This is a genomic window from Paenibacillus harenae DSM 16969, from assembly GCF_000422465.1.
Taxonomy (GTDB): Bacteria; Bacillota; Bacilli; order Paenibacillales; family Paenibacillaceae; genus Pristimantibacillus; species Pristimantibacillus harenae.
Window position 1 is genome coordinate 235444 of the sequence record NZ_KE383846.1, and the last position, 24370, is coordinate 259813.

Here is a 24370-nt window from a genome sequence, read left to right on the forward strand (position 1 = left end):
AACGGCACTTTTACCTTTGATTCGCCCAATAGTCGCCATACGAGTGAAATAAACGGCACTTTTACCCTTGATTTCCTGTTCTGTAAACTGCCGACGCTCTCTAAGAGCTGTTTAAGTACAAGCTTCACATAATCCCGCCCGTTAAGGCGTTACCTCTACCGTGCGCTGTTCCCTTGCGCTCTGCAGGCCCAGCTCGATCAGCCGCACCGCCATCCGCGCCTCCTCCGGCTTCACGGCCAGCTCGGCTGTCCCGTTGATCGCCCCGGCTACGTTACAATAATACGACTGGTAGCTGCCGGGGATGGTCTGAATCCGGCCGCTGAAGCGCAAGCCGTCCAGCTCTGCCTCAAGCGTGGCCCAGCTTTCCTCCGGCTCGGCGCCCCATCCGGGGTTTCCGGGCGAAAGGCCTGCTTTGAGCGCGCCTTCCTGGGGATCCTCGCCGTATTTGACGAATGTGCCGGACGTGCCATGCAGCGTATAACGCGGTCCCGGCTGCCTGGCAAGCAGCATTGATCGAAGCGCCAGCCGTAAGCCGTTCCCGTAGGTCAGCGTCACGTCGAACGCATCGTCGGACTTGGCGCCGTCGCGAATCGCCCGTATATCCGCGTTGATCTGAAGCGGTGTGCCGAACAACGAAAGAGCCTGATCCAGGAAATGCACCCCCAAATCATAAAATACGCCCGTCCCCGGACCGCCGCTGTCGCGCCATCGCTCCGGATTGGCATTCGGGCTGAAGCGTTCCCAACGGAACTCAGCGTCCGTCAGCCTTCCAAGAACCCCCTTCCGGACGACCTGGCTGAGCGTCAGAAAGTCGCCGTCCCAGCGGCGGTTATGGAAGACGCTGAGCACGAGACCCTTCTCGCGGGCCAGCCCGATCAGCTCGTCGGCTTCGCCAACCGTCGCGGTGAAAGGCTTCTCGACGACGACATGCTTGCCGGCCAGCAGCGCAGCCTTAGCGAATGAATAATGGTCCGTGCTCGGCGTCGTAACGACGATCAGGCCGATCGACGGATCGGCGTAGAGCGACTCCGCATCCCGGACGATCCTTACCCAAGGGTAACGTTCTCTGGCGCCGTCCCCGCTTCGCTGCACGACGGCGGCAAGCTTCAGCTCCGGCACCGAAGCGATGACAGGCGCGTGAAACGTCCGGCCGGCGAAGCCGTAACCGATCAGTCCGACGTTGATTACTCGATCCATAACAATATCCCCCTTCGCACTTACTTGGGCAGAATCGCGGCGCTGTTCCCGATACTCCCTGATCCTACCCGATACTCTCCTTGCTCTCTCTTGCTCTCTCTTGCTCTCTCTTGCTCTCTTGCTCTCCTTCTCTTGCTTCCCCTGATTCACCTGTTCCTTTGCGCCGTCCGGTCCCGAACGGTCATGGTGTCCACATATTGTATAAAATCCGGTTCGGCGGATACAGCGAATCGCCGTCGCTGATCGGAACAAGATCCTTATAGATCGGATTGGAGTGCTTTCTGCGATACTCCGTTGCCGTAATTCCTCTGACCGACTTGAACACCCGGCTGAAGTAATTCTCATCCGCAAAGCCGACTGCATATGCCACTTCCTTCACGCTCCTCTCTTCGTGGAGCAGGAGCTGGCAGGCGCGGTCGACCCGTTTATGAATAATAGCTTCACGCGGCGTCCGTCCGAGATGCTTGACGAAAGAACGCGAGAAATGCTCATGCGTCCAGCCGGCCGTCTGCGCGAGCGTCTCTACGGACAACGGCTCCTCCAGGTGCTTCTCGATATAATCGAGCGCTTTCACCAGCTGCGGAGGAATCGGGCTGGTCTGCGAGGCCAGAGGTCCGTCTTCGATTAGGCCGTTGATTTCTTGCAGAACCGCAAGCAGAAGGGTGCCGCACCTCTGATGCATCCGATCCGGCACGGCATACATCAAGTATAGAATCTGCTTCATCATGCCTAGCGCCAGCTCGCTGCCCCCAGTCACGCGCGACGGTCCGCCCTGCCTTAGAATAGCCAGATCAGGCAGCATAGCCGGATTCCGCTCGAAGCCGAAATGAATGAACAAATGTCTCGTCGGCTGATTCGTATCATATTCGTAGAGATGGCGCTCGCCCGGACGGGTGATGATGAAGCTTGGCTCGCGCAGGATATAGGTCTCATCCTCGACCCGGTACACGCTTTCCGACCCGTCCGGAAAAAACAACAGCTCATAGTCGTTAAGAACCCGAGGGGAAATGCCGGTCCCGGGTTTCTTCACGACATCGCCCGCAATATGGATAACCGGCAAATAATCATGGATATGAACGGGAGCCGCCCCCCTCCTCCAAGCTACGGCATCATAATGCCGAGCTTCGTCAAATTCTCGTAGCTGATGCGCAGGCTATCGAACGGATCGCGCCGGCTCTGGTCCTGCTCTACGACGAGCCATTGCACGCCGATCTCCTCCGCAACGCCGGCAATTTCCTTAAAGTCAAGCACGCCCTCGCCGATCTCGGCAAAAAACTGCTCTTCCCCCTTCTCCACATCCTTGATATGGAGCAGCGGCGCGCGCCCCTTCAGCTTCCGAAGGTATGCAGCCGGATCCTCGCCGCCCTTCTTGATCCAGTAGGTGTCCAGCTCGGTCTGCACCAATTCCGGGTCCGTCTCGCGCAGCAGAATATCTAGCGCGTATTCGCCGCCGAATTTCTCGAATTCCCAGTCGTGATTATGATAGAGGAACGTAATGCCGCGCTTCCGGAAAATCTCGCCGGCCTCATTCATTTTTTTCGCTTTCTCCAGAACGTCTTCACGGGATGAGAAGCGAAGTGAGATCGCAACGAACCGTCCGCCGTCCACCTCGTCGAGGTAATCGGCAATCGCATGAGCGTCAAAATCGAAGGTATCGAAGCCGGCATGCGTGCCGATAACCTTCAATCCCAGCCGGTCCAGCAGCGCTTTCTGGCGGGCAACCGTTATGCCTTGCGGCGGACGGCCAAGCTCGATGCCTTTATAGCCGATTGCGGCTACCCTTTCAAGAGCGCCTTCATAATCCTGAGACAGCGCTTCACGAATCGTATATGGCTGGACGGCAACCGGAAATTGTTTCATGGACGATTCACCTGGCCTTTTCGGAATTTTAGCCCTGTATGACGCAGCTGTAATGGATATGCTCCAATTATAGGAGATTATGAATCAAGCATGTTGTATTTAAGACCAAGCGGCAGCGGCTTCGGACGTTCGACGGTAGACTCAAGTCGTACATGCTTCTCCGTATCGGACGCTTCGAAAATACCGAGCGAAATATCAAGGATGTGGCGCGCGAGACTTCCGCTTGCGCGGTTCGAACGTCCCGACTGGATCGCGTAAGCCATATCGGCTACGCCCATGCCGCGGCCTTCCTCCGCATAAGGATGCGAATGAGGAACCTCCTTCAGCTCGCCGCTTGCAAATCTGATCGAAACCGCGCCGCCGAAGAAATTCGGATCGGGCACGATCAGATTTCCTTCCGTCCCGTATACCTCAAGCCGGGGCGCATAGCCGAAGCTTTCTTTGGCCGCTTGCAGGCTGGCGACGGCGCCGCTTGCGAAATCCAGCACAGCCGTGACGTTCGTCGGCGCCTCTACCGGAACCGTCTTGCCGTACGCGTGCGACTTCGGATTTTTAATCGTAATTTCCTTGTTCAACTGTTGGGCGGAACCTGTAACGCGGCGGACAGGTCCAAGCATCGCGACCAGCGCGGTCAAATAGTAGGGGCCCATATCCATGATCGGGTCTCCGCCAAGCTTCAAGAAGTTCTGGAAGTTCGGATGCATGCCGCCGGAAGCGTTGCCCATGATGATCGTGCCGCTGGCCGCGTACGGCGTGCCGATCCAGCCGTCGTCGATCAGCTTGATGCAGGTCTGAATGCCTGCGCCAAGGAACGTGTCCGGCGCGCAGCCGACGAGCAAGCCTTTCTGCCCGGCTAAGGCAAGCACCTCATCCGCATCCGCGCGGTTCAGCGCGAACGGCTTCTCCGTATAGACATGTTTGCCGGCATGCAGCGCTTTCAAATTCAGCGGCGCGTGCGCGGCCGGCGCGGTCAGGTTGAGCACGATTTCGATTTCCGGATCGTCCAACAATTCATCCACCGTATACACATGCGGGATATTGTACTCCTCCGCGCGCTTCCGGGCCAGCTCCGGCACCAGATCCGCAACCGCCTTGACCTCCAGAATGTTATCGAACATTCCCGTGCAGTTTTTCAAATAAATGTTGCTGATGACTCCCGCACCAATGACACCGATCTTGATTTTGCGCATATGGATCTTCCTCTCCGCCTGATAATGGACTTGGACTTGCATGCTCCTATTATGGACCACGAACGTCCCGATCTCAATGGATGATCCCGAACAAAAACTGGACTAATTTGATATTCACCCCTGACATGGACACGCTTACACATCCCTTTTTTACAGTTTTATATTGAAATGCACGACTTATTTGACATTACTATGCATAAAAGGCGGAGGCTCCGCCCGAACCGTTAACCGTACCTTCATGCCGCACGGTTCTATGCCGTCTATTTGCGCTAAAGCTGCTGTCCGCAATAAAAAAAGACTCCGCCCAATTTCCCAGGCAGGAGTCTTCATTCATGTACCGGATGTCAGTCCACGTAACCGGCAACGCCTTTGTCCATCAAATAATCCATTTCGGCATCCAATATCGATTCGACCACCAGCTCGTTCGACTTGACGTCCGGGCGGCTGAGAATATAATCAACCAGCTCGTCGCTGTCGATTTCGACCTCGCCGTTCTTGTCTTCCTTGGCATTGTTAATGAAGGCTTGCTCATGCTTCAGCACGAGCTTGATCAGCTTCTCGTCGGCATCCGTCTCTGTCGCTATGTAGCTAAGCAGCTCCTGCTCATTGATTTGTTCGCTCATTTTCTTGTCATCTCCTAATTGTCATACTCGTCTTATTGTACCATATTGGCGCGCAAGTCATCCTTGCTGCCTTTCTTCGCGCGCCCCAAAGTTTCCCCCCATTAGGCCTCCCGAACCAGCTGACTGCCATGAAGCCGTTCATACAACCCTCTGCGGGCCATCAGCTCTTCATGGCTCCCCCGTTCAGCGATTTCGCCGTCCTTGATGAACAGAATCGTATCCGCATGGCGAATCGTGCTGAGACGATGCGCGATGACGAAGCTTGTTCTTCCCTGTAGCAGACGCTTCATCGCTTCTTGAATTTGCAGCTCCGTCAGCGTGTCGACGCTGCTGGTCGCCTCATCGAGGATGAGCAGCGCCGGGTCGGACAATATCGCGCGGGCAATCGTAATCAGCTGCCGCTGCCCGTGACTGACGTTGCCGCCCTCCGCAGACAGCAGCGTCTCGTAACCGTTCTCCAGCTTGACGATGAAGCCGTGCGCATTCGCCTGAACGGCTGCCTGCTCCACCTCCGCGTCCGTGGCGTCCAGCTTGCCGTAGCGGATATTCTCGCGGATCGTTCCCGAGAACAAATGCGCATCCTGCAGCACAATGCCAAGCTGTCTGCGCAGGCTGTTTTTGTCCAGTCCGCGAATATCCTCATCATCTATCAAAATTTGGCCGCCTGTAATGTCATAGAAACGTCCGATCAAGTTAATGATCGTGGTCTTGCCGGCGCCCGTAGGCCCGACTAACGCGATCGTCTCCCCCGGCATTGCGGTAAAGCTAATATTTCGCAAAGCGGCGGTGCCTTCGGCGTACTCAAATTGAACCTGGCGGAATTCCACCTTGCCCGTTATGGACAACGCCTGCTTGCCGCCCTCATTATCCTCGTATTCCGAAGGAATGTCCATCATCTCGAACACCCGCTCCGCGCCCGCAACACCCGACTGGATCAAATTAAATTGATTCGCGACTTCGTTCAGCGGTCCGCTGAACTGCCGGGAATAACCCAGAAAGCTGATAATAACGCCGACTGTTGCCAGATCGCGAACAGCCAGCCAGCCGCCGGCGCCGGCAATAATCAAGTAACTGATATGGCTGAACATGTTCATGAACGGCCCCATGGACCCGGAATAAATTTGCGCCTTGATGCCAACCTTCTTCAGTCTGGCATTCGCTTCGCCGAACTGTCCGGCCATCCGCTCCTCCTGATGGAACAGCAGGGCGACCTTCTGCCCGGATACCGTTTCCTCAATGAAGCCGTTCAAACTGCCAAGCTCCTGCTGCTGACCCTTGAACTGCCGCTGCGTGATCTTCGCGATCCGCTTCGACACATAGACGATCAGAGGGATAACAACCAGAGCGATTAACGTCAGCCAGACATTCAGGATCAGCATCATCGTGAAGGAGCCGATCAGCATAATGACGCTGGAAATAATTTGAATAAGGCTTTGATTCAACGTATTTGTCACATTGTCGATATCATTCGTCGTCCGGCTCATGAGCTCGCCGTGGCTTTTGCCGGAGAAGAACGGGATCGGCAGCTTTTGAAAATGAACGAATAAATCCTTTCGAAGCCGCCACACCGTCCGCTGTGACACATCCGCCAGGAAAAACGCCTGAAGCCAGCTCACGAGGCTGCCTGCCCCGTATACGCTTAGCATCAGAAGGCAAATCGGCAGCAAGCCGTCATAGCGCTCCGCAATAATATAATCGTCAAGCGCAACCCCGAGCAGATAAGGCCCCGCAAGTGTGAGACCAGCCGCAGCGATCGTAAGCGCAATAACCGCAATCAGCCTGGCACGTTGTTGGAATAAATAAGCGCAGAGTCTTTTTAGGGTAGAAAACGTATGATTCATCCGTTACGCTCCTTGCTGCGATATAGCAATCTGCCGGTAAAGCCCGCTTTGCCCAAGCAGCTCCCGATGGGTGCCTATTGCGGTAATTCGACCGTCTTCCAGCACGAGAATCCGGTCGGCTTCTTCAATAGACGCGATTCGCTGCCCGATAATGAGGCAGGTGCTGTCCTTCATGACCGTTTGCAGCGATTTCCTTATCAGCAGATCCGTGTTCAAATCGACCGCGCTCGTGCAATCGTCGAGAATGACGATTTTCGGCTTGAGCAGCAGCGTCCGCGCAATCGATAAGCGCTGCTTCTGCCCGCCGGACAAATTGACGCCGCGCTGTCCGAGAACGGTATCGTAGCCTTGCTCCAGCTTCATAATAAATTCATGCGCCTGCGCGGCTCTGGCGGCGGCCTCGATCTCTTCTATCGTGGATTCCGGCTTGCCGTAACTAATATTCTCACGAATCGTGCCGCTGAACAGATGCGCCTGCTGCAGCACCATGCCGACCTCGCGATGCAGCTCCCCGGGATCAATCTCGCCGACCGGCAGAGCATCGATACGAATGACGCCCTCCGTCACGTCGTACAGCCTCGGTATCAGGCTGACGAGCGTCGATTTGCCCGATCCGTTCGCCCCGACGATGCCAATCGTCTCTCCGGGCTCCGCCGTAAAATGAATATCACGAAGAACCGCTTTATCCCGATCCCCGTCGTAGCTGAAGCTGACATACTCAAAGGAAAGACGGCCTTCACGTATTGCAGAGGGAGCTTTCCCGCCCGCTTGCGCTGCCCGTGCACCCTGGTTATCCGCAGGTACGGCTAATATCTCGTTAATACGGTCGGCGGATGCCTTCGCGCGCGATATCGCCATCAACTGGTTGCCAAGCCCCAGAGTGGAGAAGAGCAGCTGCGTAATATAGGTCAAAAAGGCGGCAAGGCTGCCGACCGACAAAGCCCCCTTCTCGGACAGCATGCCTCCGTACCACAAGGCAACGACGATACTAAAGTTCAAAATGACCGACATCAGCGGCGTATTGAGCGCTACGATTTTCGCCGCCTTCAAACTGGCGCGGAGCAGACTCCCGTTCGCCTTGCCGAAGCGCTCCTCCTCGTAGCTTGAGCGTACAAATGCCTTAATTACGCGTATACCGGACAAGTTCTCCTGCATCACCGTATTCACATGATCCAGCCTTTGCTGCATCTTCGAGAAAAGCGGCACCGTCAATCGGGTCGTCACGATAAGAAAGGCCGCAAGCAGCGGAAGCATGGCCAGCAGAATAACAGACAGCCGCGGGCTGATCGAGTACGCCATCACGAAGCTGCCGGCAATGATGAACGTATCGCGCGCAAAGACGCGAAGAAGCAGAAAAACCAGATTTTGAATTTGCGTGATATCCCCAGTCAGACGGGTTACGATGGAGCCGGACCCAAAGCGGTCGAGCGTACGGAGCGAGAGCGCTTGAACCTTTTGGAACAGCTCCTGCCTTAGATCGGCGCCGAAGCTTTGCGAGGCGATGGTGGCGAACACGGTGCAGCCGACGCCCCCAAGCAGGCCGATAAGCGCAGCCAGCAGCATCTTCGGCGACGTAGCGGCAATATGGCCGAGATCGCCTTTCATCATGCCTTCATTGACGATACTCGCCATCCATTTCGGCTGCTGCAGATCCATCCAGACCTCGAGCAGCATGAAGAGCGGGGCCAAGAAGGCGGACAACCAATATTTTTTGAGAAACCCAGCAAGCCTGAACAAGCAAACACCTCAAACTTTCATGATAATCTCTTAATCTATATAATTTGAACAAATGAATTACCGTACACCAGGCAGCATGAGGAATGATTTTAATCATTCTCACTCTAACGGTTGTCTGAGCCCTTATTTGCCTAAAAAAGCACGTTTCAAATTTGTAACGGCTGCTACAGACCTTATCCGGAGATTTTCAGCCCGAAAATGAGCTGATATCGGGAAATAGCGTCTGTCAGCTCCGTTACATTTTTATAATGGCCGATATTGCACAAATAACGTATGTAGTGGCCGTTAAACTCATCAAGTGGCATGTGTTAGCCATATCTCTCCACTCGAGTCGCGCAATTCTCTGGTTCAACTTATATAGCTAAGAGAACGTTCTCCCGGCGCGGCGCTAAAAACTTAAAGCTATTATAGCACAGCGCTTCTTATCCGGATTCGTACAAAAGTGTTGTGATTATCCGGTTCAACTGTTACGATGGATTTACCAATTCAAAGCTGTGCGTAACTGGCGGAGCATGGGTAACCATGAGGGAGCGCGCAGATCATTAGCCGTACGCCTGGGCAAAAGGTAAGGGGACATCCCCCTTGCCTTTTTATGTTTTTCGAATACGATTCGAAGGAGCTGAGGTTGACAATGACGGAAAAACTTATTTTGGACGGAGCCCGTGTTGCGGGTGAAATCAAGGAACGGCTGAAAGAAAGGGTAGAGGCGCTCGCCGCAAAAGGGACAATTCCATGCCTGGCCACCATCCTGGTCGGCGACGATCCGGCTTCCGAGACCTATGTGCGCATGAAGGGAAATGCCTGCAAGCAGCTGGGCATGGATTCGCGGCGTATTCACTTGGATGCCGGCACCTCAACCGAGGAACTTATCCAATTAATTCGGCAGCTGAATGATGACCCGCTTGTTCACGGCATCTTGCTCCAGCATCCGGTTCCCCATCAAATCGACGAACGGGCCGCATTCGAATCGATCGGTATCGACAAAGACGTGGACGGCGTGACAACGCTAGGTTTTGCCCAAAATGCTTTCGGCTATGCGGCTTACCCTTCCTGCACGCCGGCAGCGATTATCGCCATTCTTGATTACTACCAGATTCCAATGGAAGGGAAGCACGCGGTCGTCGTCGGACGCAGCCCGATTCTCGGGAAGCCCGTCTCGCTGATGCTGCTGAACCGGAACGCAACCGTGACGATCTGCCATTCCAAAACAACGAACCTGCCTGAGCTGCTTAGAGAAGGAGATATCGTCGTCGCCGCGGTCGGAAGGCCAAAGTTCATTCAAGGAGACTGGATACGCGAAGGAGCCGTTGTGCTCGACGCCGGCTATAACGAAGGGAATGTCGGAGACGTCGACTACGACGCATGCTTAACCAGAGCGAGCGCCATCACACCCGTACCTGCAGGTGTTGGCCCCGTTACGATTGCGATGCTGCTGAAGCATACGATCGATGCGGCAGAGAAAGCGGCTGGCCGGTAGCCGTCGCGCTATCGGACAATTAGGGGAGTTAATTTCAATATCTGAAATTAACTCCCCCATTTACTTTTGTTATGAACTTTCCAGTTTCAATATTTGAAGCTATCCTCTTCTAATCGTCGTAAATGTCCCTCCTTTCTCATGGTTAGTCTCAATAGTTGAATCTATTCTATTGATCAAAGCCGTTTTTCCGGGCTAGCGTCAATAACTGAACTTACCGTTTGCCGTTCGTCTGCCTCTGCCATGCAGATTCTCTTCAGTTCTCCCGTTCCAGCAAATATCTGGCCGTAAACTGGTCCGTAATAAGCACGTTCACATACCCGCCGCTGAGCGCTCCGTAAATGCCGTCAACCTTCTTTGCCCCTCCGGCTACGAGAATCGATTGCTCCTTCTTCTTTAACTCCTCCAGACTAATACCGATGGTGCGCTGGTCGAGCTCCTCCGAGCAGATGGCGCCGGCCGTATCGATGTAACGGGAGCAAATGTCGCCGGCCCCCTTCGTCCGTATGATCTCCAAATCCGCTTCGGTAAAATAATTCGCCCGGATCAGCACCGAATCCTCGGTCGGCGCTCCTACGGTCACAACCGCGATATTAGACAGCTTGCCCATCTCCAAAATATTGCGGATATGGCGGTCCGTCTCAATCGTCTGCTTCACGACCTTGTGATCGACGAGCGCCGGCAGAGGGATGAAGTACGGCATTGTATGAAAGGCTTTGCCGAACAAATGGACGATTTCATACGCATAGGTATTCGTCTCCGAATGGCTGACGCCGCCGTTAAGCTGCACGACCTTAATGTCCCGGACTGGCTTATCCTTCAGCTGTATCGCCATCTGATAAAGCGTGGTTCCCCAAGTCGTGGCGATGATATCCCCGTCCTTGACCGTATCATACAGGTAATTCGCCGCCGCCTCGCCGATATATTTCTTGACCACGGCGTCCTCGTATTGCGGCACCGAGGCGATTAATGCTTTCTTCAACCCGAACTTCGACTCCAGCCGCACGGCAAGCGCATCCTTGTTCCCGCAAGGATCAACGATCTTTATTTGAACATATCCCTCATCCTTCGCCTGCTGCAGAAAACGCGAGATCGTGGGCCGGGATACGCCAAGCTTCTGAGCGATCTCTTCCTGGGTATGATTTAATTCATAGTAAAGCTTTGCCGCATCTATCATTTTACTAAGCTTATCTTCCGATCTTTCATCCGCCATCCCTATTCCACACTTTCCGGCAAATCTCTCATTTTTCCATCCAAACTATATCAAACGACTGTTCAAATGACAATAAAAGTCTGCTTGCGATTGAAACGGTCACGAACGTAAGACGTCCCGGACCACATGAAGTCACGTGGCCGGGACGCTTTCCAAATTAAGATGAAATTATCTTATCGCTTCACTATTGCTTACTCTTCTTGTACTCCAATGCAGACAGCAGCAGCGTTACAACCTCAGCGCGCGTCGCGTTTAATTGCGGCTCAAAGCGGTTGCCGCCCATTCCTTCAATTAAGCCCGCATGATGCGCGGCTGCAATATACGACCGCGCCCATACCGGAATTGCGGCTGCATCCGTAAAGGAAGTCGTAACATCCGGATCAACCGGAATGCCTAGCGCGCGTACCAGAATGACGGTCATTTCCGTCCGCGTCAACGGATTCGCCGGGCGCAGCGTGTTATCCTCATACCCTGCGATCACCTTGTCTTCGATCAGTTGGGCGAAGAAGGCACTCGCCCACGCCGGCACTTGGCCTGCATCGGCAAAATCCAGCCCGCTCTCTGCGGCTTCCAGCTTGAGCGCCCGGCCGACCATCGTAACGAATTCCGCTCTGGTCGTCTTTGCGTCCGGACGGAATGTTCCGTCACCGTAACCTTTAATGAAGCCCGTCTTCACCGCTTCCTCAATCGACTTCGCAGCCCAGTGGCTGCCCACATCCGTGAACGAAATTTCCGGCTCCTCCGGAGCAGGTGTCGGTGTCGGTGTCGGTGTTGGTGTTGGTGTTGGTGTTGGTGTTGGTGTTGGTGTTGGTGTTGGTGTTGGTGTTGGTGTTGGCGTTGGCGTTGGTGTTGGTGTCGGCGTCGAATTCTCGCCGCCTTCGCCCGGCAGCGAACTTCCTTTCAGATCGACGATTCTGCCTTCGATTCCCGTTTTAACCGTACCAACCCGATCCAAATGCTCCCAGAAGACTTCATAATCCACTATGTTCATTTCATGCTGACGGCCGGCATCCTTTGCCGCTTTCATCGAACGGTAGAAATCACCGCCGTTTGCAATAAAGGAGTTCGTTGCTACCATATAGTAGCCATTCAGATCGATTGGACTGAAAGTGCCGTTATCATTCTTGATCTCGACCTTGATGATCCGCTCTCCAGCTTGCGTCACATTTCCGTTCGTGTCTTGAATTTCCGGCTTCTTCGTCGAATCGTAGTAGAACCGCAAGCCCGAAACTTGCGGGAAACGTCCTTGGCCCGTCTCGAGACCACTCACTCCGTTCTCCAGCGCCTCTACAATCTCCTGACCCGTCATACGAAGCGCTGTCAGGTTATTGCCGAAAGGCATTACCGTCAGTAATTCACCGAGCGTAATGTCCCCGTCCGTCTTACCCACTGCCGTCTTCGAGATCGATGTGCGAATACCTCCGCCGTTTTGGATGGCAACAAAGCCCTTTACTTCTAAGTCCTTGAATTCAGGTATGCTCATTACTTTGGCAAGCATGCCGTCTGTCATCAAATTGCCGAGATTCGTTTCCTTCGAACGGACATTATTCCTTTCCCCATCCAAGAGCACATCCGTTTTGCCGATCACTTCGGCCTTAATTTCAGCTATACCAGCATTGTAAGGGGCGAGTTTCGCGAGCGCAGATGCGTCAGCCGCATACTTCGTCGAATCCAGCAGCACACCCTCCCAAGAGGTAAGCACGCCGTCCCCGTCAAACGTCAGGTCCGCGCGACCCAAGTACTTACCGTATTCCTCAGCCTGCAAAATAATCGTCGGAACATTTCCGTTCAAGACCTCGACAGGAGCCGGAAGTTTTGTATGACTGTGTCCTCCGACAATAACGTCGATACCTTCCACCTCATCGGCTAGTATTCTATCGAATTCATAACCAAGATGAGTTAATGCAATGATTTTATTAATCCCCTCCGCCTTAAGCATCTCGACGGTTTGCTTCCCTTTTGCGAGATAATCCTCGAATACGATGTTTTCACCCGGCGAAGCCAAGAACTTCGTATCCTCAGTCGTTAGGCCGAATACGCCGATCTTCTCGCCGCCTTCCTCCAAAATAACCGCATCGTAGATCTTCCCGCCTTCTGCAGGTTTACCAACAGCCTGTTGGGCTACAAAACCGCTAAGTTCGGATTCCTGGCTGAAATCAATATTTGCGCTCACAAACGGGAAGTTGGCTTTCTCCACAAAATCCGCAAGAACCTGCGGTCCTTTATCGAACTCGTGATTACCGAAAACCATTGCATCATATCCGATATCGTTCATAAACTCAAGGTCCGCCTGACCCAAATATTTGTTAAAGAACAACGTCCCCGAGAATACGTCACCCGCGTCAAGCAGAATAGTATTCGCCTCTTCGGCGCGAATTTCTTTTATCGCCGTTATGCGCTGAGCCACATTTTCCAGGTGAGCATGCGTATCGTTCACATGCATCAGCGTCATCGTGAATGGCGCTTCCTTCTTCCCTTTCAGGTCAACCTGAACGAGGAGCGGATCATGGTCGCTGACGCGTCCTTGCGCTGCATCAAAATCAGCATTGATATGAACGATGTCAATAGTAGAGTAGGGAGCCAGTTTCTTATCTACCAAAATATGATCCAGCGTTTGAGAATTTCCTTGATACACATAGGAATAACGTTCATTTTCAGGCAGCGTATCCACTAGATTTGTCAATACATTGCCTTTAGTCAGTTCCAGTGTCTTCGAGAACTGGAAGTCGTTCAGGTCGCCGAGTACAATGACATTTGCTTTCGCATCCTGCTCGTAGATCGATTGTACAAACCCGTTTACGACCTCAGCAATCTTATGACGTTGCACTTCGCTGCCAAGAGTCTCCGGAAGCGGTTGAACCGCGCCGAACGGGGCTTCATCCCCGCCTTTGGAATTAAAGTGGTTTGCGATGACTACAACCTTCTCACCTTCGAATTCAAACTCCGCCGCGAGCGGTTTGCGCGATGATTCGAAAGCTTCATTAGCCGGATCGATGCGTCCAGGATTATGCGAAAGCCCGCCTTCGCCGTAGCTGACAGCTGTTGTGGCCGTACCTTTGCCTGCCGCCTTCTCGATTAATCCGACACGTACCGGGTTGTATAAATAGCCGACACGGATATTGCCGCCTGGGGCTCCGCCGTCCTTGTTATTCTCAGGTGCGATATCGGTATAGCTGTAAACAGGTCCTCCGTTATCAGCAATTGCTGCGATCAATGCCTCATAACTTTTACTGGCATCGGTTACGCCGTTATTGGCTGTTCCGTCGTTGTCCTGAACCTCTATGAGCGCCACGATATCCGGGCTTTTGAGATTTGTGACAATCGCTTTGGCGATATTGTTTTTACGCGTCGTTTCCGAATTGCTCGGATTGTTCCAGAAATTCTCGATATTGAACGAAGCAACCGTCAGTTTATCATCTGTAGGGGCAATAGATGTTTCCTGCCTCGTATTCGCACTCGCAGTTACAGTCGGAAGAATTTCTGGGATTACTTTATAATTGCTGTAATCATAAGACATTACACCAACGATAGAATCGTCGAACTTGTCACCTGTCTTCACCTTTTGCTTAGGATTCCCAGCAATAAGGATCCGCTGAGGGTTAAGGTCTTCACCCGTCAGGATAATGCCTCCCGCCGGAGTCATCGCTCCAGTAGCGGATGGATCGCCCAGTACTACAGGGACTTCAAAGTTTAGCGGACCCACAATATGCGCATCGTTCAATTGTACTCGCATGCCCTCCAGACTTTCATAGAAGTCCAAAGCATCCTCCTCAGGATCAAAAACAGTCATCCCGTCATTATCGATAACGCTGGTCGGTTGTATTCGATCATCGCCTATGACAACCGGTTCAGGAGTTGTGTTGCCTCTTGAGAGAACCGTTAAGGAAGAAGCCGCGATTTGTGTCGTGGTCAAATCTTTTGCATCTGCATAACCTTTTTCTTTTACCTCTTGAACTGTACCTGAGATCGAGACTTTATCGCCTACACTTATCGAAACTGATGGTTTTGGCTCGATCATTATAGCTTCCGACGTAGCATCATTGCTATCCCAATCCGCATCGGACGCCTGTAGGAACCATTTTCCGTCATCGCGTTTCATCGTAACGATACCTTCTACTTCTGTTACCATATGGCCTGCATATGGAGATACATGAGCCGCTGATTGAATTTCATGTATTTTCAAATCAGCATACGATTGTTGAAGTTTGTAGGAGAAAGTGAAAACCTCGCTTGTCGCATCGCCGGCAACAACAATCGCCTTAATCTCCGTATCTGCTGATATAACTATTGGAGTTGAATAGGCGTTTGCTTCGATTGCATCAGGCGCACTTCCATCAGTGGAAAAATAAATTTTTCCGCCGTTTGCGGGAGTTGCTAATGTAACTGATGTATTCGGTTGAATCAATCCCGAAGGAGACGGATTTGCCGTAACGGCCAGCACCTTCTCCACGACATCGGATGCAGAGCGAGGGATGATCATATATTTGCCAAACGAATAAGTTACGACGCCGGTAATGCGCTCATAGGTTTTACCTGACTCCAGCAACGCAGATTTAACATAAAAACTACCACTGGAATCCGTCATGGAGAATTCGTTATACTGATTTCCGGCACCTGCCGTCACCTTTTCGACGGTGACAAGCTCTGCTTCAACCGTCTCGCCCACTCCTGAGCCTTGGATCAACTCCGGAGTCGGAACGCCGGCATTCGATTCCTCAACTGTAACGGCGCTTGTCTCGACAATCAGCTGAGCTAAATCAAAGTACGGTTGCACCGAACCGGACGCTCTTATAACATCGCCGATTTCTGCCGCAAGCCCTGGTCCTCTAACGACAATTCCTCCTGTGCTGTCCTGAACATACAAATTCACTTGCCCGCCTGAAATCTCTTTATAAGTAACTGTTCCTTGAATAAGCGCACTTGAGCCGGCCACCAACACTCTGACATCCGCAATTGACTTGATGTCGCTTGTTGTATAAGAGAAGGTAAGCGTTTCGCTGTCGGCCAAGCCGTCCTTCTTCGCATAAGCATGAATCGTGGTTGGCTCTGTAACGGTAATCGTCGTCACGCCCGGCTGATACCATTCAAAGTCCTGCGGATCGACTTGCGGATCGGCTGCGCCGTATACGCTGTAATATACGCTCGCGCCGACTGTTGGCGTAGATAGTACGACCGATGTCCCTGCCGTAACGATACCGGCCCCCGGCTCTGCGGTTACATTTTCCACTACGCTGCCATAAGCGGAATTGCGGGGCGAAGGCGTGCCCGTCGTAAAGTCGGCACTGTTATCATCCGTATCAAGGCCTCTGTCCGTTGTGTTCGGTTTGCGAATAGCCGCTAACGTACTGGATAGATTAGCAGTTGGACCCATTCCCTCGTATTCGTTGGCAGTTGATCCAAAACCGATCATATCAACTACTGCGCCCTCATCATCAACTAAATCTACTTTACCAGCGGTGCCTCCCATGTTAATTGTTCCTGTATAATCAGGTGCAGGTAGATCCTTCGTTCCACCTGTGCCTGCCGATTGCTGAATCAGAAAATAACCGTTGGCTTTGATTTTGATTGTTCCTACTAATTGCGTAATATTAGTAGAGGTAATGAGACTCCCTGCTTTGCTGGTTGCGCTGGCATACCTTACCTTCCAACCGGTCAAAATTACGTCTTGTTCCGTCGGATTATACAACTCAACAAAATCATTTTTTAACGTTGCTCCGCTGTTCCCCCCGCCCCCATATACCTGCGAGATCACAACATGACCAGCATCTGCCGCATGCACGGGAACGCCTAAGCTCCCCAGAATACCTCCTACAACCATAACGGTCGCCAACATGATACTAGCTTGTCTCTTTATATGTCTCATCCAACGCTGCATTTGACCTCTCTCCTCTCTCCATCCCGTAATCTCATAAAAACTAGCAATACACACTCTAATAGAGTAGTGAAAAATTGTATGCTGCGCGTCAAAATGAAATTAATTTCTAGTAAACATGAACATTTGTTCAGAGACAACAACAAAAAATCCCCTTTCTACATTGCATGCATGCCATCCGTAACAGACTGTTTGCACGATGAAGTAAGGGGGATCTACGCTTTGGGCCCAAGCTGGTTGAGTCATCCGATCAAATGTCATATAAACTGACATAATTTATATTGGCTAGTATACTGCGGAACATTTTACCTGTCAATCCATAGAAATAATCATTTTCCGCCCCGGAAAACCAATAAAAAATGACATAATCATCACTGAAAAAGTAATGACTATGTCATATATTATCGAAATCCTGTCTATTTTGCGCTTTTCATTTCCTTCGCCGCCTCCGGCGAAGCCTTCTCGCCCTTCTGGAGCTGGTACATCTTGAAATAACGGCCGCCCAGCGCCATCAGCGTTTCGTGATTGCCGCGTTCCACGATTTCTCCGCGGTGCAGCACCAGAATCTGATCGGCCTCGCGAATGGTTGACAGCCTGTGCGCAATGATCAGCGTCGTCCGTCCTTCGCTGACGACCCGCAGCGCCTGCTGGATCAGCCCCTCCGTCTCGCTGTCGATGCTCGCCGTCGCCTCATCCAGAATAAGAATCGACGGATCGAAGGCGAGTGCTCTCGCGAAGGAAATGAGCTGACGCTGGCCGGAGGACAGCGTGCTTCCCCGCTCAACCACCAGCTCGTCGTAGCCGCCGGGCAGCTGCTCCACGAAGCCGGCCGCCCCGACATCCTTCAGCGCGGTTTTAACGCGCTCGAGCGTAATTTCTTTATTGTACAAGCTGACATTAAACTTAATGTCTCCGGCGAACAAGTACGGATCCTGCAGCACGATGCCCATATGCTTGCGCAGCTCTTGCTTGGACAGTCCCGCGATATCAACGCCGTCGATCGTTATTTTACCTATATTCGGTTCATAGAAACCGAGCAGCAGGTTCATAATCGAGCTCTTCCCCGATCCGGTATGGCCGACCAGCGCGACCGTCTCGCCGCGGCTGGCTTCGAATGAAATGCCTTTCAGCACATTCTCGCCTTCTTTGTAGGCAAATGTGACGTTGTCGAATTTCACGGCGCCGTCGGGACGCTTCGCCTGGCTGACCTCATCGACCTCCGCCCCTTCCAAATCCAGAATTGCAAACACCTTCTCGGCGGACACGAACGCCCGCTGCGCATTCGTCAATTGATCGAATATCCCGATAATCGGCTGGAAGATTCGCCCCAAGTAATCGATAAAAGCATAAAATACGCCGAATAAAATAACCGACTCGAGCGATGCGCGGCCAAAATACCAAATAACGAGCGCCGTCACCAGGCTGCCGATCGTCCCTACGATATTCCGGGAGGACAACGAAAACACTCTGAACTGCTTAATTTGATTCGAATACCGATCCTCGTTCAGCGTCTCGAACTCCGCAAGCGTCACCTTCTCGCGCCGGAACGCTTGAATGATCGGCATGACGACGATCGACTCGTTAATCATCGCGTTCATATCGCTAAGCCTCGCGCGCATGATCGAGATATAGCCCTTCGAGTATTTCAGGTGCACGTACATAATTAACGCGAACAGCGGCGGAAGCGCCAAGCAGAACAGCGCAAGCCGCACGTCCAGAATGAACAGCGCCGTGAAAATACCGATAAGCTGCACGAAGCTTACGACGAACGTCGCCATGAAGCTCATGAATAAATCCCGGACTGCCTCCGTATCGTTCGCGATCCGGGATACGATTTGGCCGATCGGCGTATTGTCGAAATACTTCAGCGGGATGCGCTGGATGTGCCGCATTAAATCCATGCGCATATTTTTAATGATTTGCAGCGCCGTAGACTGCAGCAGATACGACTGCGTAAAGTTGCCTACCCCCGCGATAATCAGCAGCGCCAAATATAAACCAAGCAGCGCCAGTACGGGCGCCAGCTCCCCCCCTTCGACCGACAAATGCTTGTCGATAATCGTTTTGATAATAAACGGTCCGCCAAGATCGGCGCCTACGGCACAGCAAAGGATGAGCAGCGCGCCAATAATTCTATACTTATAGACGAGAGCGTATGCGAATAGCCTTCTCGCCGTCGATTGTTCCCGCATTCCAGCACCTCCTTATTCCTCCAGGCTCGCTTCCATTTGCTGCCGTTCCCACTGTTCTTTATACCAGCCGCCGAACAGCATCAACTCGTCGTGCGTGCCCTCTTCTTTGATTTTTCCTTCATCCAGTACCAGGATCCAATCGGCGTGACTGACGGCCGAGAGACGATGTGTCGTAATCAGCGTCGTCTTGCCGGCCCTCTCCTGGCGGATATGATGCAAAATCCGGCTCTCGGTACGCGCATCGACGGCTGACAACGAGTCGTCCAGCAGCAAAATTTCGGAATCCGTCAGCAGCGCCCGCGCGATCGCCAGCCGCTGCTTCTGCCCGCCGGAGAGCATAACGCCATTCTCGCCTACTACCGTATTCAGCCCTTCCGGCATCTGGGCGACATCCTCGGCAAAGGACGCCATCCGGACCGCACGGTCAATCTCCTCCTGCGTCGCATCCGGCTTGCCGAGCGCAATATTGTCACGGATCGACTTGGATAACAGGAGATGCTCTTGAGGTACGTACGAAATCCAGCGTTTCATTTGATCCAGCGCGATTCTCTCGACCGGCACCCCGGCAACATACAGCATTTCCGGTTCTACCGGATATTGGCGCAGCAGCTGTTTCAGCAGCGTGCTCTTCCCGCTGCCGGTCTTGCCTACGATGCCGAGCGTCTGGCCCCGTTCCAGGCGGAAGGAGACGCCTGCAAGACTCGGCCTGCTTGCTGTCGGATAAGTGAACGTCAGCTGCTTCATCTCAATCCGGGTCGGCACTTCCACATCGGCAGGCTTATCCGGGTCCTGCAAATCCGGCTTCTGCGACAAAGCCTCATCGAGCCGGTCGGCGGACGCGCTTCCGCGCTGAAGCACATTAATGAATTCACCGAACGAAATCATCGGCCAGATCAGCATGCCTAAATAAATATTGAATGATATAAGCTGGCCAAGCGATATTTCTTCTTGAAATACAAGATAAGAGCCGTAACCGATGCCGATCGAATAGCTTACGCCGACAATAATGGAAATGGTCGGCTGAAATAACGCGTTCAAGAGCGACACGCGTTTGTTCTTCTGCATGACCTCCGAGGTCACCTTGTCGAAAGCGGCGATATCGTTTTTTTCCTGCACGTAGGAACGAATGACCCGAATGCCGGATATAGACTCCAGCGCATGATCGTTCATTTTGCCGAAGGAAGCCTGCGCATCGAGAAACCGGGTTCTTACCCGTGTGCCAAGCTTACTGATGACAAAAGCGAGCAGGGGCAGCGGAATCAAGGCCGCGAGCATCAATTTGTAGCTGACGAATGAAATCATCATCACCATGACGACCGAAGCGCCGACGAGCGTATTGACCAGCGTCATAACGCCGTAACCCGCCGTTTGGCCGATCGCCAGGACGTCGTTCGTCGCTAGCGCCATCAGTTGTCCGGTACTGTTGCGCTGAAAGAAACCGGGCGTCATCCTCGTCAGATGGGCAAGCAGCCGGCCTCTCAACACCTTCTCAATAAGAGCGGAATTACCGAACAGCGTCGTAATCCATATGTACACCAGCACATAAAGAAGCAGCGCGAGTCCGACAAGCAGCAGCACGGTCTGATTGAGGCCCGACTCGGTCAGCTGTCCGTCGCGAATCTGGTCAACCGTTCTGCCAATCAGATTTGGCGGTATCGTCGAGAGTATGCTGACAATCGCCATAATGCTGACGGCAACCGCATAACTCCCCCATCTATCCTTGAAAAACCATTTCAGACGATTTACGAAAGACATAGTATCCCCCTTCAATAATGAATTGCTGCTCAAGGGTTTCCAGCATAACCCGACATCTTCCATAATGCTTCAATTTCCTTATTTATGCAACATTGTTAAGCAAGTCTTATCCACTTTTCATTTTGCAGTTTTAAGCTTGTTCTTAATAACGAATATGATATGATGAATTTACGACTCCGCTTGCTCGCCGCTATAAAATCAGATGACAACCGAGGTGAACGGAATGGACTGTGCCATTAGCATCATCGTACCGATCTATAATGCCGAGAAGCGGCTGCATCGGTGCATCGACAGCATCCTGCGTCAGTCCTTTCACGATTTTGAGCTGCTGCTCATCGATGACGGCTCCGCCGACGACAGCGGAGCCATATGCGAACAATATGCCTCAGCCGACTGCCGTATTAAAACACTCCATCAAACGAACGCCGGTATCGGCGCAGCCAAAAACACCGGAATCGGAGCCGCTTCCGGCAAATACATTTCCTTCGTCGATTCCGACGACGAGGTGAATGAGCATTTTCTCGCCAAGCTTTACGCCGAAGCGGAGGAGCATGCCTGCGACGTCGTCGTAAGCGGCTTCCGGATCGTTCCCGGCTTCCGGATCGTCACGCCCCGTTTCAAGCTTCACGCGCTTATGAACGGCACCGATTTCGTACTCAGCTCCGCAGCCGTTCATTCCGATAATGATTTGTGCTTCAACTGGAGAAGCCTGTTCAAGAGGGAGCACCTTGCCTCGTTGCGAATCCGATTCCGCGAGGAGCTCCTGATTGGAGAAGATACGATATTCATGCTGGAGGCGCTGCTTGGCTCCGGACGCGTATACGCGATCCCCGATCCGTTATATGACTACACCGTCAACAATCCGGACAGCATCATGAACTCCGCTTTCATTCCGAAGCTGGAGTCCGTCCTGCTGCTGCAATACGGGTTAAGAAAACGGATTTCCGAACAATACGGCTTGCTGGCAAACAAACGTTACCGGAAAGACATGGCGGACTATTACATTAAGTCCATTTACGGACTGCTTATCCAAAATTTCAGGAACAGCCCCAAGCCCGTTCAACCGGCGGACCTTGACGCAATTATTCGCAGCGATATGATTTCGGACAGCACGAAGGCATTGGGCTTCGCGTACAAATGCGGCAATATCAAAGAGTATATGCATTTTTTGGCTCTAAAGTTCAAGCTGACCGCTCTTCTGTTCAACCGGGAATACAAATCAAAGAACCCTTCCGCTCTCTCGCCCTCCAGCAGGTGAGCCATTTTAATTCGCTTTACGGGTACGGTCACTAACGCGTTTTGAGGTGAAGGATTCCTGGGCAAGCCCGCCCAATGGCTTCCCGCCATAGCCCATGGAAATGGTTAAACACGAATCTCGCGCATCCGATGGTTTTACGAATGAGCGCAGCTAGTTCTTTGGTGGGATATAATCGATAGCGTCAGGCTTTGTGCACAAGACCCAAGACGAGCGCCTCCTTTCAAAAAAGGGATATGCTCATTATACCAGAACAAATGTTCTTATTACAAGAGAAATCGATTCATCCCCTCCCTAAAACGATGCTCGTTTTGGAGGGAGGGGTCTTCTCGCCAAAATTGATAATTCCGCATTCGACGTAACCCATATATTCCATAACAACAAAAAACTGCCGAGCATCGCTCGGCAGCCCCTGATTTCACTTAACCCGGAAGGGACAGCACGCCCTCGCCCCTCATCACATTTTGCCATTTGCGGTACAGATCCCACGCAGCCCCATCGTCCAGCAAGGCTTTGCATGTATATAGGCCTTCCTCGATCGATTCCACCTTATCCGCGAGCTGCAGCCTGGCAGCCGCATTGAGCAGAACCTGGTTGACGAAAGCAAAATGCCCGCGTCCCTGCAGTACGGCCTCCGATACCCGAAGCTGCTCGGCCGCCGTCCACTCCGTTTCCGGCAAAGCCGTCTCCAAGCCGTACGTATCCGGATCGACGATATGAAGCCTCGACTCCCCGTTCTCCACGATATAGGTGCGGGTCGGACGTTCAATGAACAGATCCTCGGACCCTTCCGCCCCTTGCACGATCAACGCCTTCTCATATTGAAGGTTGGTCGCCAGCTTCGCCATGCGTTCAAATACCGTATTATGATACACGCCGAAGGTCAAGTATGGCGAGTACGCATAATCGATCAGCTTCTCCGCCGTATTCAGAACCGTCCGCATGCCAAGCTCAACGCGTATGGAACGCAGCGCCTTCAGCGGCGGACACCATTCCTCAGCCGGCACATACAGCACGCCCGTGCTCGAAGCCGCCTTCAGCACCTGCTCCCGAGGCAGACGGTCGGCGTCAATGCCTGCTTCGCGCAGCAAATCATCGAGCGTCACTCCCCACTTCGGCGGCAGCGAAGCCGCTCCGTGGAACGTTACCGGCAAGCCGGCGCTTGCAAGAAGGAACGCGGTTGGAAACGTTGCGAAAAATGTTTTTTTGCGTCCGTCGTAAGGACCCGCGCAATCCAATCCCTGATGAACCGGCGTGCGATACGCATGCTTGCGGCATACCGCTACGAATGCCTCAAGCTCCTCGACGCTTTCCATCTTTATCCGTTCAGCGATGAAGAAGGCGCCTATTTGAGCCGGGGTAGCTTTCTTTTCAAGGATCGCTTCGGCAGCAAGCAGCGCTTCCTCGTAATTCAAGTCGCGCGCGCCCCGTTTTCCACGGCCAACTTCCTTCAGCAGGTTCGTAATCATCGCAAGGCCTCCTTATTTTGACTCCTGAAGTATCTGATAAACCTTAACGATCGACGTCGCTACATCGACCATGCGTTTGCGTTCATTCATCGCCTGCTTGCGCAGCACTTCGTACGCCTCCGCTTCGGAGATGTTCTTGATCTTGCATAAAATCCCCTTCGCCATATCAATCCACTTTCGTTCCTCAAGCCTGCCCTCGAGCTGTTTCCGCTCATTCGCCCATTGCTGTCTCTCGAAGCACTGCTTGGAGGCAAAGTGAAGCGCCCAGTGCAGCTCTTGCTCCGACATGGACGGCGTCAATATGCCGTCGACCGGCACGTCATCCTCGCAGAAAGCGGCGGACGAAGCGGCGGCATACGCGCTGCACCACCACAGCATCGGAGCTGTTTTTCGCCCCAGCAGCCTCTGCCCTATTCCTTTTACTTCATTTAATGGCAGATGAATGACCACCGCGTCGGCTGCGCTCATTTGCTGCTCCGCCATTTTCTCGTCTTTAGCGCGAATAATATGATAACCGTAAGTTTCTAATATATATTTTGGCGTTTGTTTCTTAGAAAGCTGATCTGACTGAGGGTCCGCCGCTGCCGCCCGATGATCGACTACTAACAAAGAACGCATGTTGAACGCCCCCTCCTCTACGACTTTTAATTATGATAATCACATTTGTGAACTCTTGTTACTATATATAACAT

At 52.7% G+C, this 24370-nt stretch carries 16 protein-coding genes and 1 riboswitch; of the genes, 2 read left to right on the top strand and 14 right to left on the bottom strand.

Annotated features, from left to right (window positions below; all coding sequences use genetic code 11):
* Positions 1-141: 141 nt before the first annotated feature.
* The 7 genes from H581_RS0131530 to H581_RS0131560 form a co-directional block, all read right to left on the bottom strand.
* Positions 142-1197, bottom strand: a complete 1056-nt coding sequence (locus tag H581_RS0131530; protein ID WP_029192728.1) for an oxidoreductase — start codon at positions 1195-1197, stop codon at positions 142-144.
* A gap of 181 nt (positions 1198-1378) precedes the next feature.
* The gene (locus tag H581_RS0131535; protein WP_245600216.1) at positions 1379-2227 is read right to left on the bottom strand and encodes an AraC family transcriptional regulator; all 849 of its coding nucleotides are present in this window, start codon (positions 2225-2227) and stop codon (positions 1379-1381) included.
* Between the two features lie 71 nt (positions 2228-2298).
* A complete protein-coding gene (locus H581_RS0131540) occupies positions 2299-3057 on the bottom strand; it encodes a sugar phosphate isomerase/epimerase family protein (RefSeq protein WP_029192730.1) in 759 nt (252 codons plus the stop codon).
* 77 nt (positions 3058-3134) lie between these two features.
* Positions 3135-4289: a Gfo/Idh/MocA family protein gene (locus H581_RS0131545; RefSeq protein WP_245600217.1), complete on the bottom strand. Its 1155-nt coding sequence runs from the start codon at positions 4287-4289 to the stop codon at positions 3135-3137.
* A gap of 302 nt (positions 4290-4591) precedes the next feature.
* Positions 4592-4870, bottom strand: a complete 279-nt coding sequence (locus tag H581_RS0131550; protein WP_029192732.1) for a hypothetical protein — start codon at positions 4868-4870, stop codon at positions 4592-4594.
* Between the two features lie 101 nt (positions 4871-4971).
* Positions 4972-6711 (bottom strand): ABC transporter ATP-binding protein, encoded by a 1740-nt coding sequence (locus H581_RS36060; RefSeq protein ID WP_051251511.1) that lies wholly within the window; start codon positions 6709-6711, stop codon positions 4972-4974.
* Between the two features lie 3 nt (positions 6712-6714).
* A complete protein-coding gene (locus H581_RS0131560) occupies positions 6715-8448 on the bottom strand; it encodes an ABC transporter ATP-binding protein (RefSeq protein ID WP_029192733.1) in 1734 nt (577 codons plus the stop codon).
* Positions 8449-8936: 488 nt separating this feature from the next.
* A riboswitch (ZMP/ZTP riboswitch) is annotated at positions 8937-9015 on the top strand.
* Between the two features lie 64 nt (positions 9016-9079).
* Here H581_RS0131560 and H581_RS0131570 point away from each other — a divergent pair.
* On the top strand, positions 9080-9925 hold the full coding sequence (locus H581_RS0131570) for a bifunctional 5,10-methylenetetrahydrofolate dehydrogenase/5,10-methenyltetrahydrofolate cyclohydrolase (RefSeq protein WP_029192734.1): 846 nt from the start codon (positions 9080-9082) through the stop codon (positions 9923-9925).
* Positions 9926-10178: 253 nt separating this feature from the next.
* Here the strand turns inward: H581_RS0131570 and H581_RS0131575 are convergent, their stop codons facing one another.
* The 4 genes from H581_RS0131575 to H581_RS0131590 all read right to left on the bottom strand — a co-directional run bounded on the left by H581_RS0131575 (position 10179) and on the right by H581_RS0131590 (position 20954).
* Positions 10179-11135 carry a DNA-binding transcriptional repressor DeoR gene (locus tag H581_RS0131575; RefSeq protein WP_036720720.1) on the bottom strand — a complete coding sequence of 319 codons (957 nt, stop codon included), beginning with the start codon at positions 11133-11135 and terminating at the stop codon, positions 10179-10181.
* Between the two features lie 184 nt (positions 11136-11319).
* Entirely contained in the window at positions 11320-17010 is a 5691-nt protein-coding gene (locus H581_RS39185; RefSeq protein WP_029192736.1) for a 5'-nucleotidase C-terminal domain-containing protein, read from the bottom strand.
* Positions 17011-17423: 413 nt separating this feature from the next.
* Positions 17424-19199 carry an ABC transporter ATP-binding protein gene (locus H581_RS36065; protein ID WP_036720722.1) on the bottom strand — a complete coding sequence of 592 codons (1776 nt, stop codon included), beginning with the start codon at positions 19197-19199 and terminating at the stop codon, positions 17424-17426.
* A 12-nt stretch (positions 19200-19211) separates the two neighbouring features.
* A complete protein-coding gene (locus H581_RS0131590; RefSeq protein ID WP_029192737.1) occupies positions 19212-20954 on the bottom strand; it encodes an ABC transporter ATP-binding protein in 1743 nt (580 codons plus the stop codon).
* A 223-nt stretch (positions 20955-21177) separates the two neighbouring features.
* Between H581_RS0131590 and H581_RS36070 the strand changes: the two genes are divergently transcribed.
* Positions 21178-22212, top strand: coding sequence for a glycosyltransferase family 2 protein (locus H581_RS36070; protein WP_051251512.1), 1035 nt, complete (start codon positions 21178-21180; stop codon positions 22210-22212).
* Positions 22213-22243: 31 nt separating this feature from the next.
* Here the strand turns inward: H581_RS36070 and H581_RS39825 are convergent, their stop codons facing one another.
* The 3 genes from H581_RS39825 to H581_RS0131605 form a co-directional block, all read right to left on the bottom strand.
* Positions 22244-22354, bottom strand: a complete 111-nt coding sequence (locus tag H581_RS39825) for a helix-turn-helix domain-containing protein (RefSeq protein WP_425414679.1) — start codon at positions 22352-22354, stop codon at positions 22244-22246.
* A gap of 277 nt (positions 22355-22631) precedes the next feature.
* Complete coding sequence (locus H581_RS0131600) at positions 22632-23678, bottom strand: anthranilate phosphoribosyltransferase (protein ID WP_036720724.1); 1047 nt, start codon at positions 23676-23678, stop codon at positions 22632-22634.
* 12 nt (positions 23679-23690) lie between these two features.
* Positions 23691-24296, bottom strand: coding sequence for an ANTAR domain-containing response regulator (locus H581_RS0131605; protein ID WP_029192739.1), 606 nt, complete (start codon positions 24294-24296; stop codon positions 23691-23693).
* Positions 24297-24370: the final 74 nt, after the last annotated feature.

Excerpts from the sequence above, each read along its gene's own strand:
- H581_RS0131570 (WP_029192734.1), top strand. The coding sequence starts at position 9,080 with ATGACGGAAAAACTTATTTTGGACGGAGCCCGTGTTGCGGGTGAAATC.
- H581_RS0131540 (WP_029192730.1), bottom strand. The coding sequence starts at position 3,057 with ATGAAACAATTTCCGGTTGCCGTCCAGCCATATACGATTCGTGAAGCG.
- H581_RS36060 (WP_051251511.1), bottom strand. The coding sequence starts at position 6,711 with ATGAATCATACGTTTTCTACCCTAAAAAGACTCTGCGCTTATTTATTC.
- H581_RS36070 (WP_051251512.1), top strand. The coding sequence starts at position 21,178 with ATGGACTGTGCCATTAGCATCATCGTACCGATCTATAATGCCGAGAAG.
- H581_RS0131575 (WP_036720720.1), bottom strand. The coding sequence starts at position 11,135 with ATGGCGGATGAAAGATCGGAAGATAAGCTTAGTAAAATGATAGATGCG.
- H581_RS0131590 (WP_029192737.1), bottom strand. The coding sequence starts at position 20,954 with ATGTCTTTCGTAAATCGTCTGAAATGGTTTTTCAAGGATAGATGGGGG.
- H581_RS0131550 (WP_029192732.1), bottom strand. The coding sequence starts at position 4,870 with ATGAGCGAACAAATCAATGAGCAGGAGCTGCTTAGCTACATAGCGACA.
- H581_RS0131545 (WP_245600217.1), bottom strand. The coding sequence starts at position 4,289 with ATGCAAGTCCAAGTCCATTATCAGGCGGAGAGGAAGATCCATATGCGC.
- H581_RS0131530 (WP_029192728.1), bottom strand. The coding sequence starts at position 1,197 with ATGGATCGAGTAATCAACGTCGGACTGATCGGTTACGGCTTCGCCGGC.
- H581_RS39185 (WP_029192736.1), bottom strand. The coding sequence starts at position 17,010 with ATGCAGCGTTGGATGAGACATATAAAGAGACAAGCTAGTATCATGTTG.
- H581_RS0131605 (WP_029192739.1), bottom strand. The coding sequence starts at position 24,296 with ATGCGTTCTTTGTTAGTAGTCGATCATCGGGCGGCAGCGGCGGACCCT.
- H581_RS0131600 (WP_036720724.1), bottom strand. The coding sequence starts at position 23,678 with ATGATTACGAACCTGCTGAAGGAAGTTGGCCGTGGAAAACGGGGCGCG.
- H581_RS36065 (WP_036720722.1), bottom strand. The coding sequence starts at position 19,199 with ATGCGGGAACAATCGACGGCGAGAAGGCTATTCGCATACGCTCTCGTC.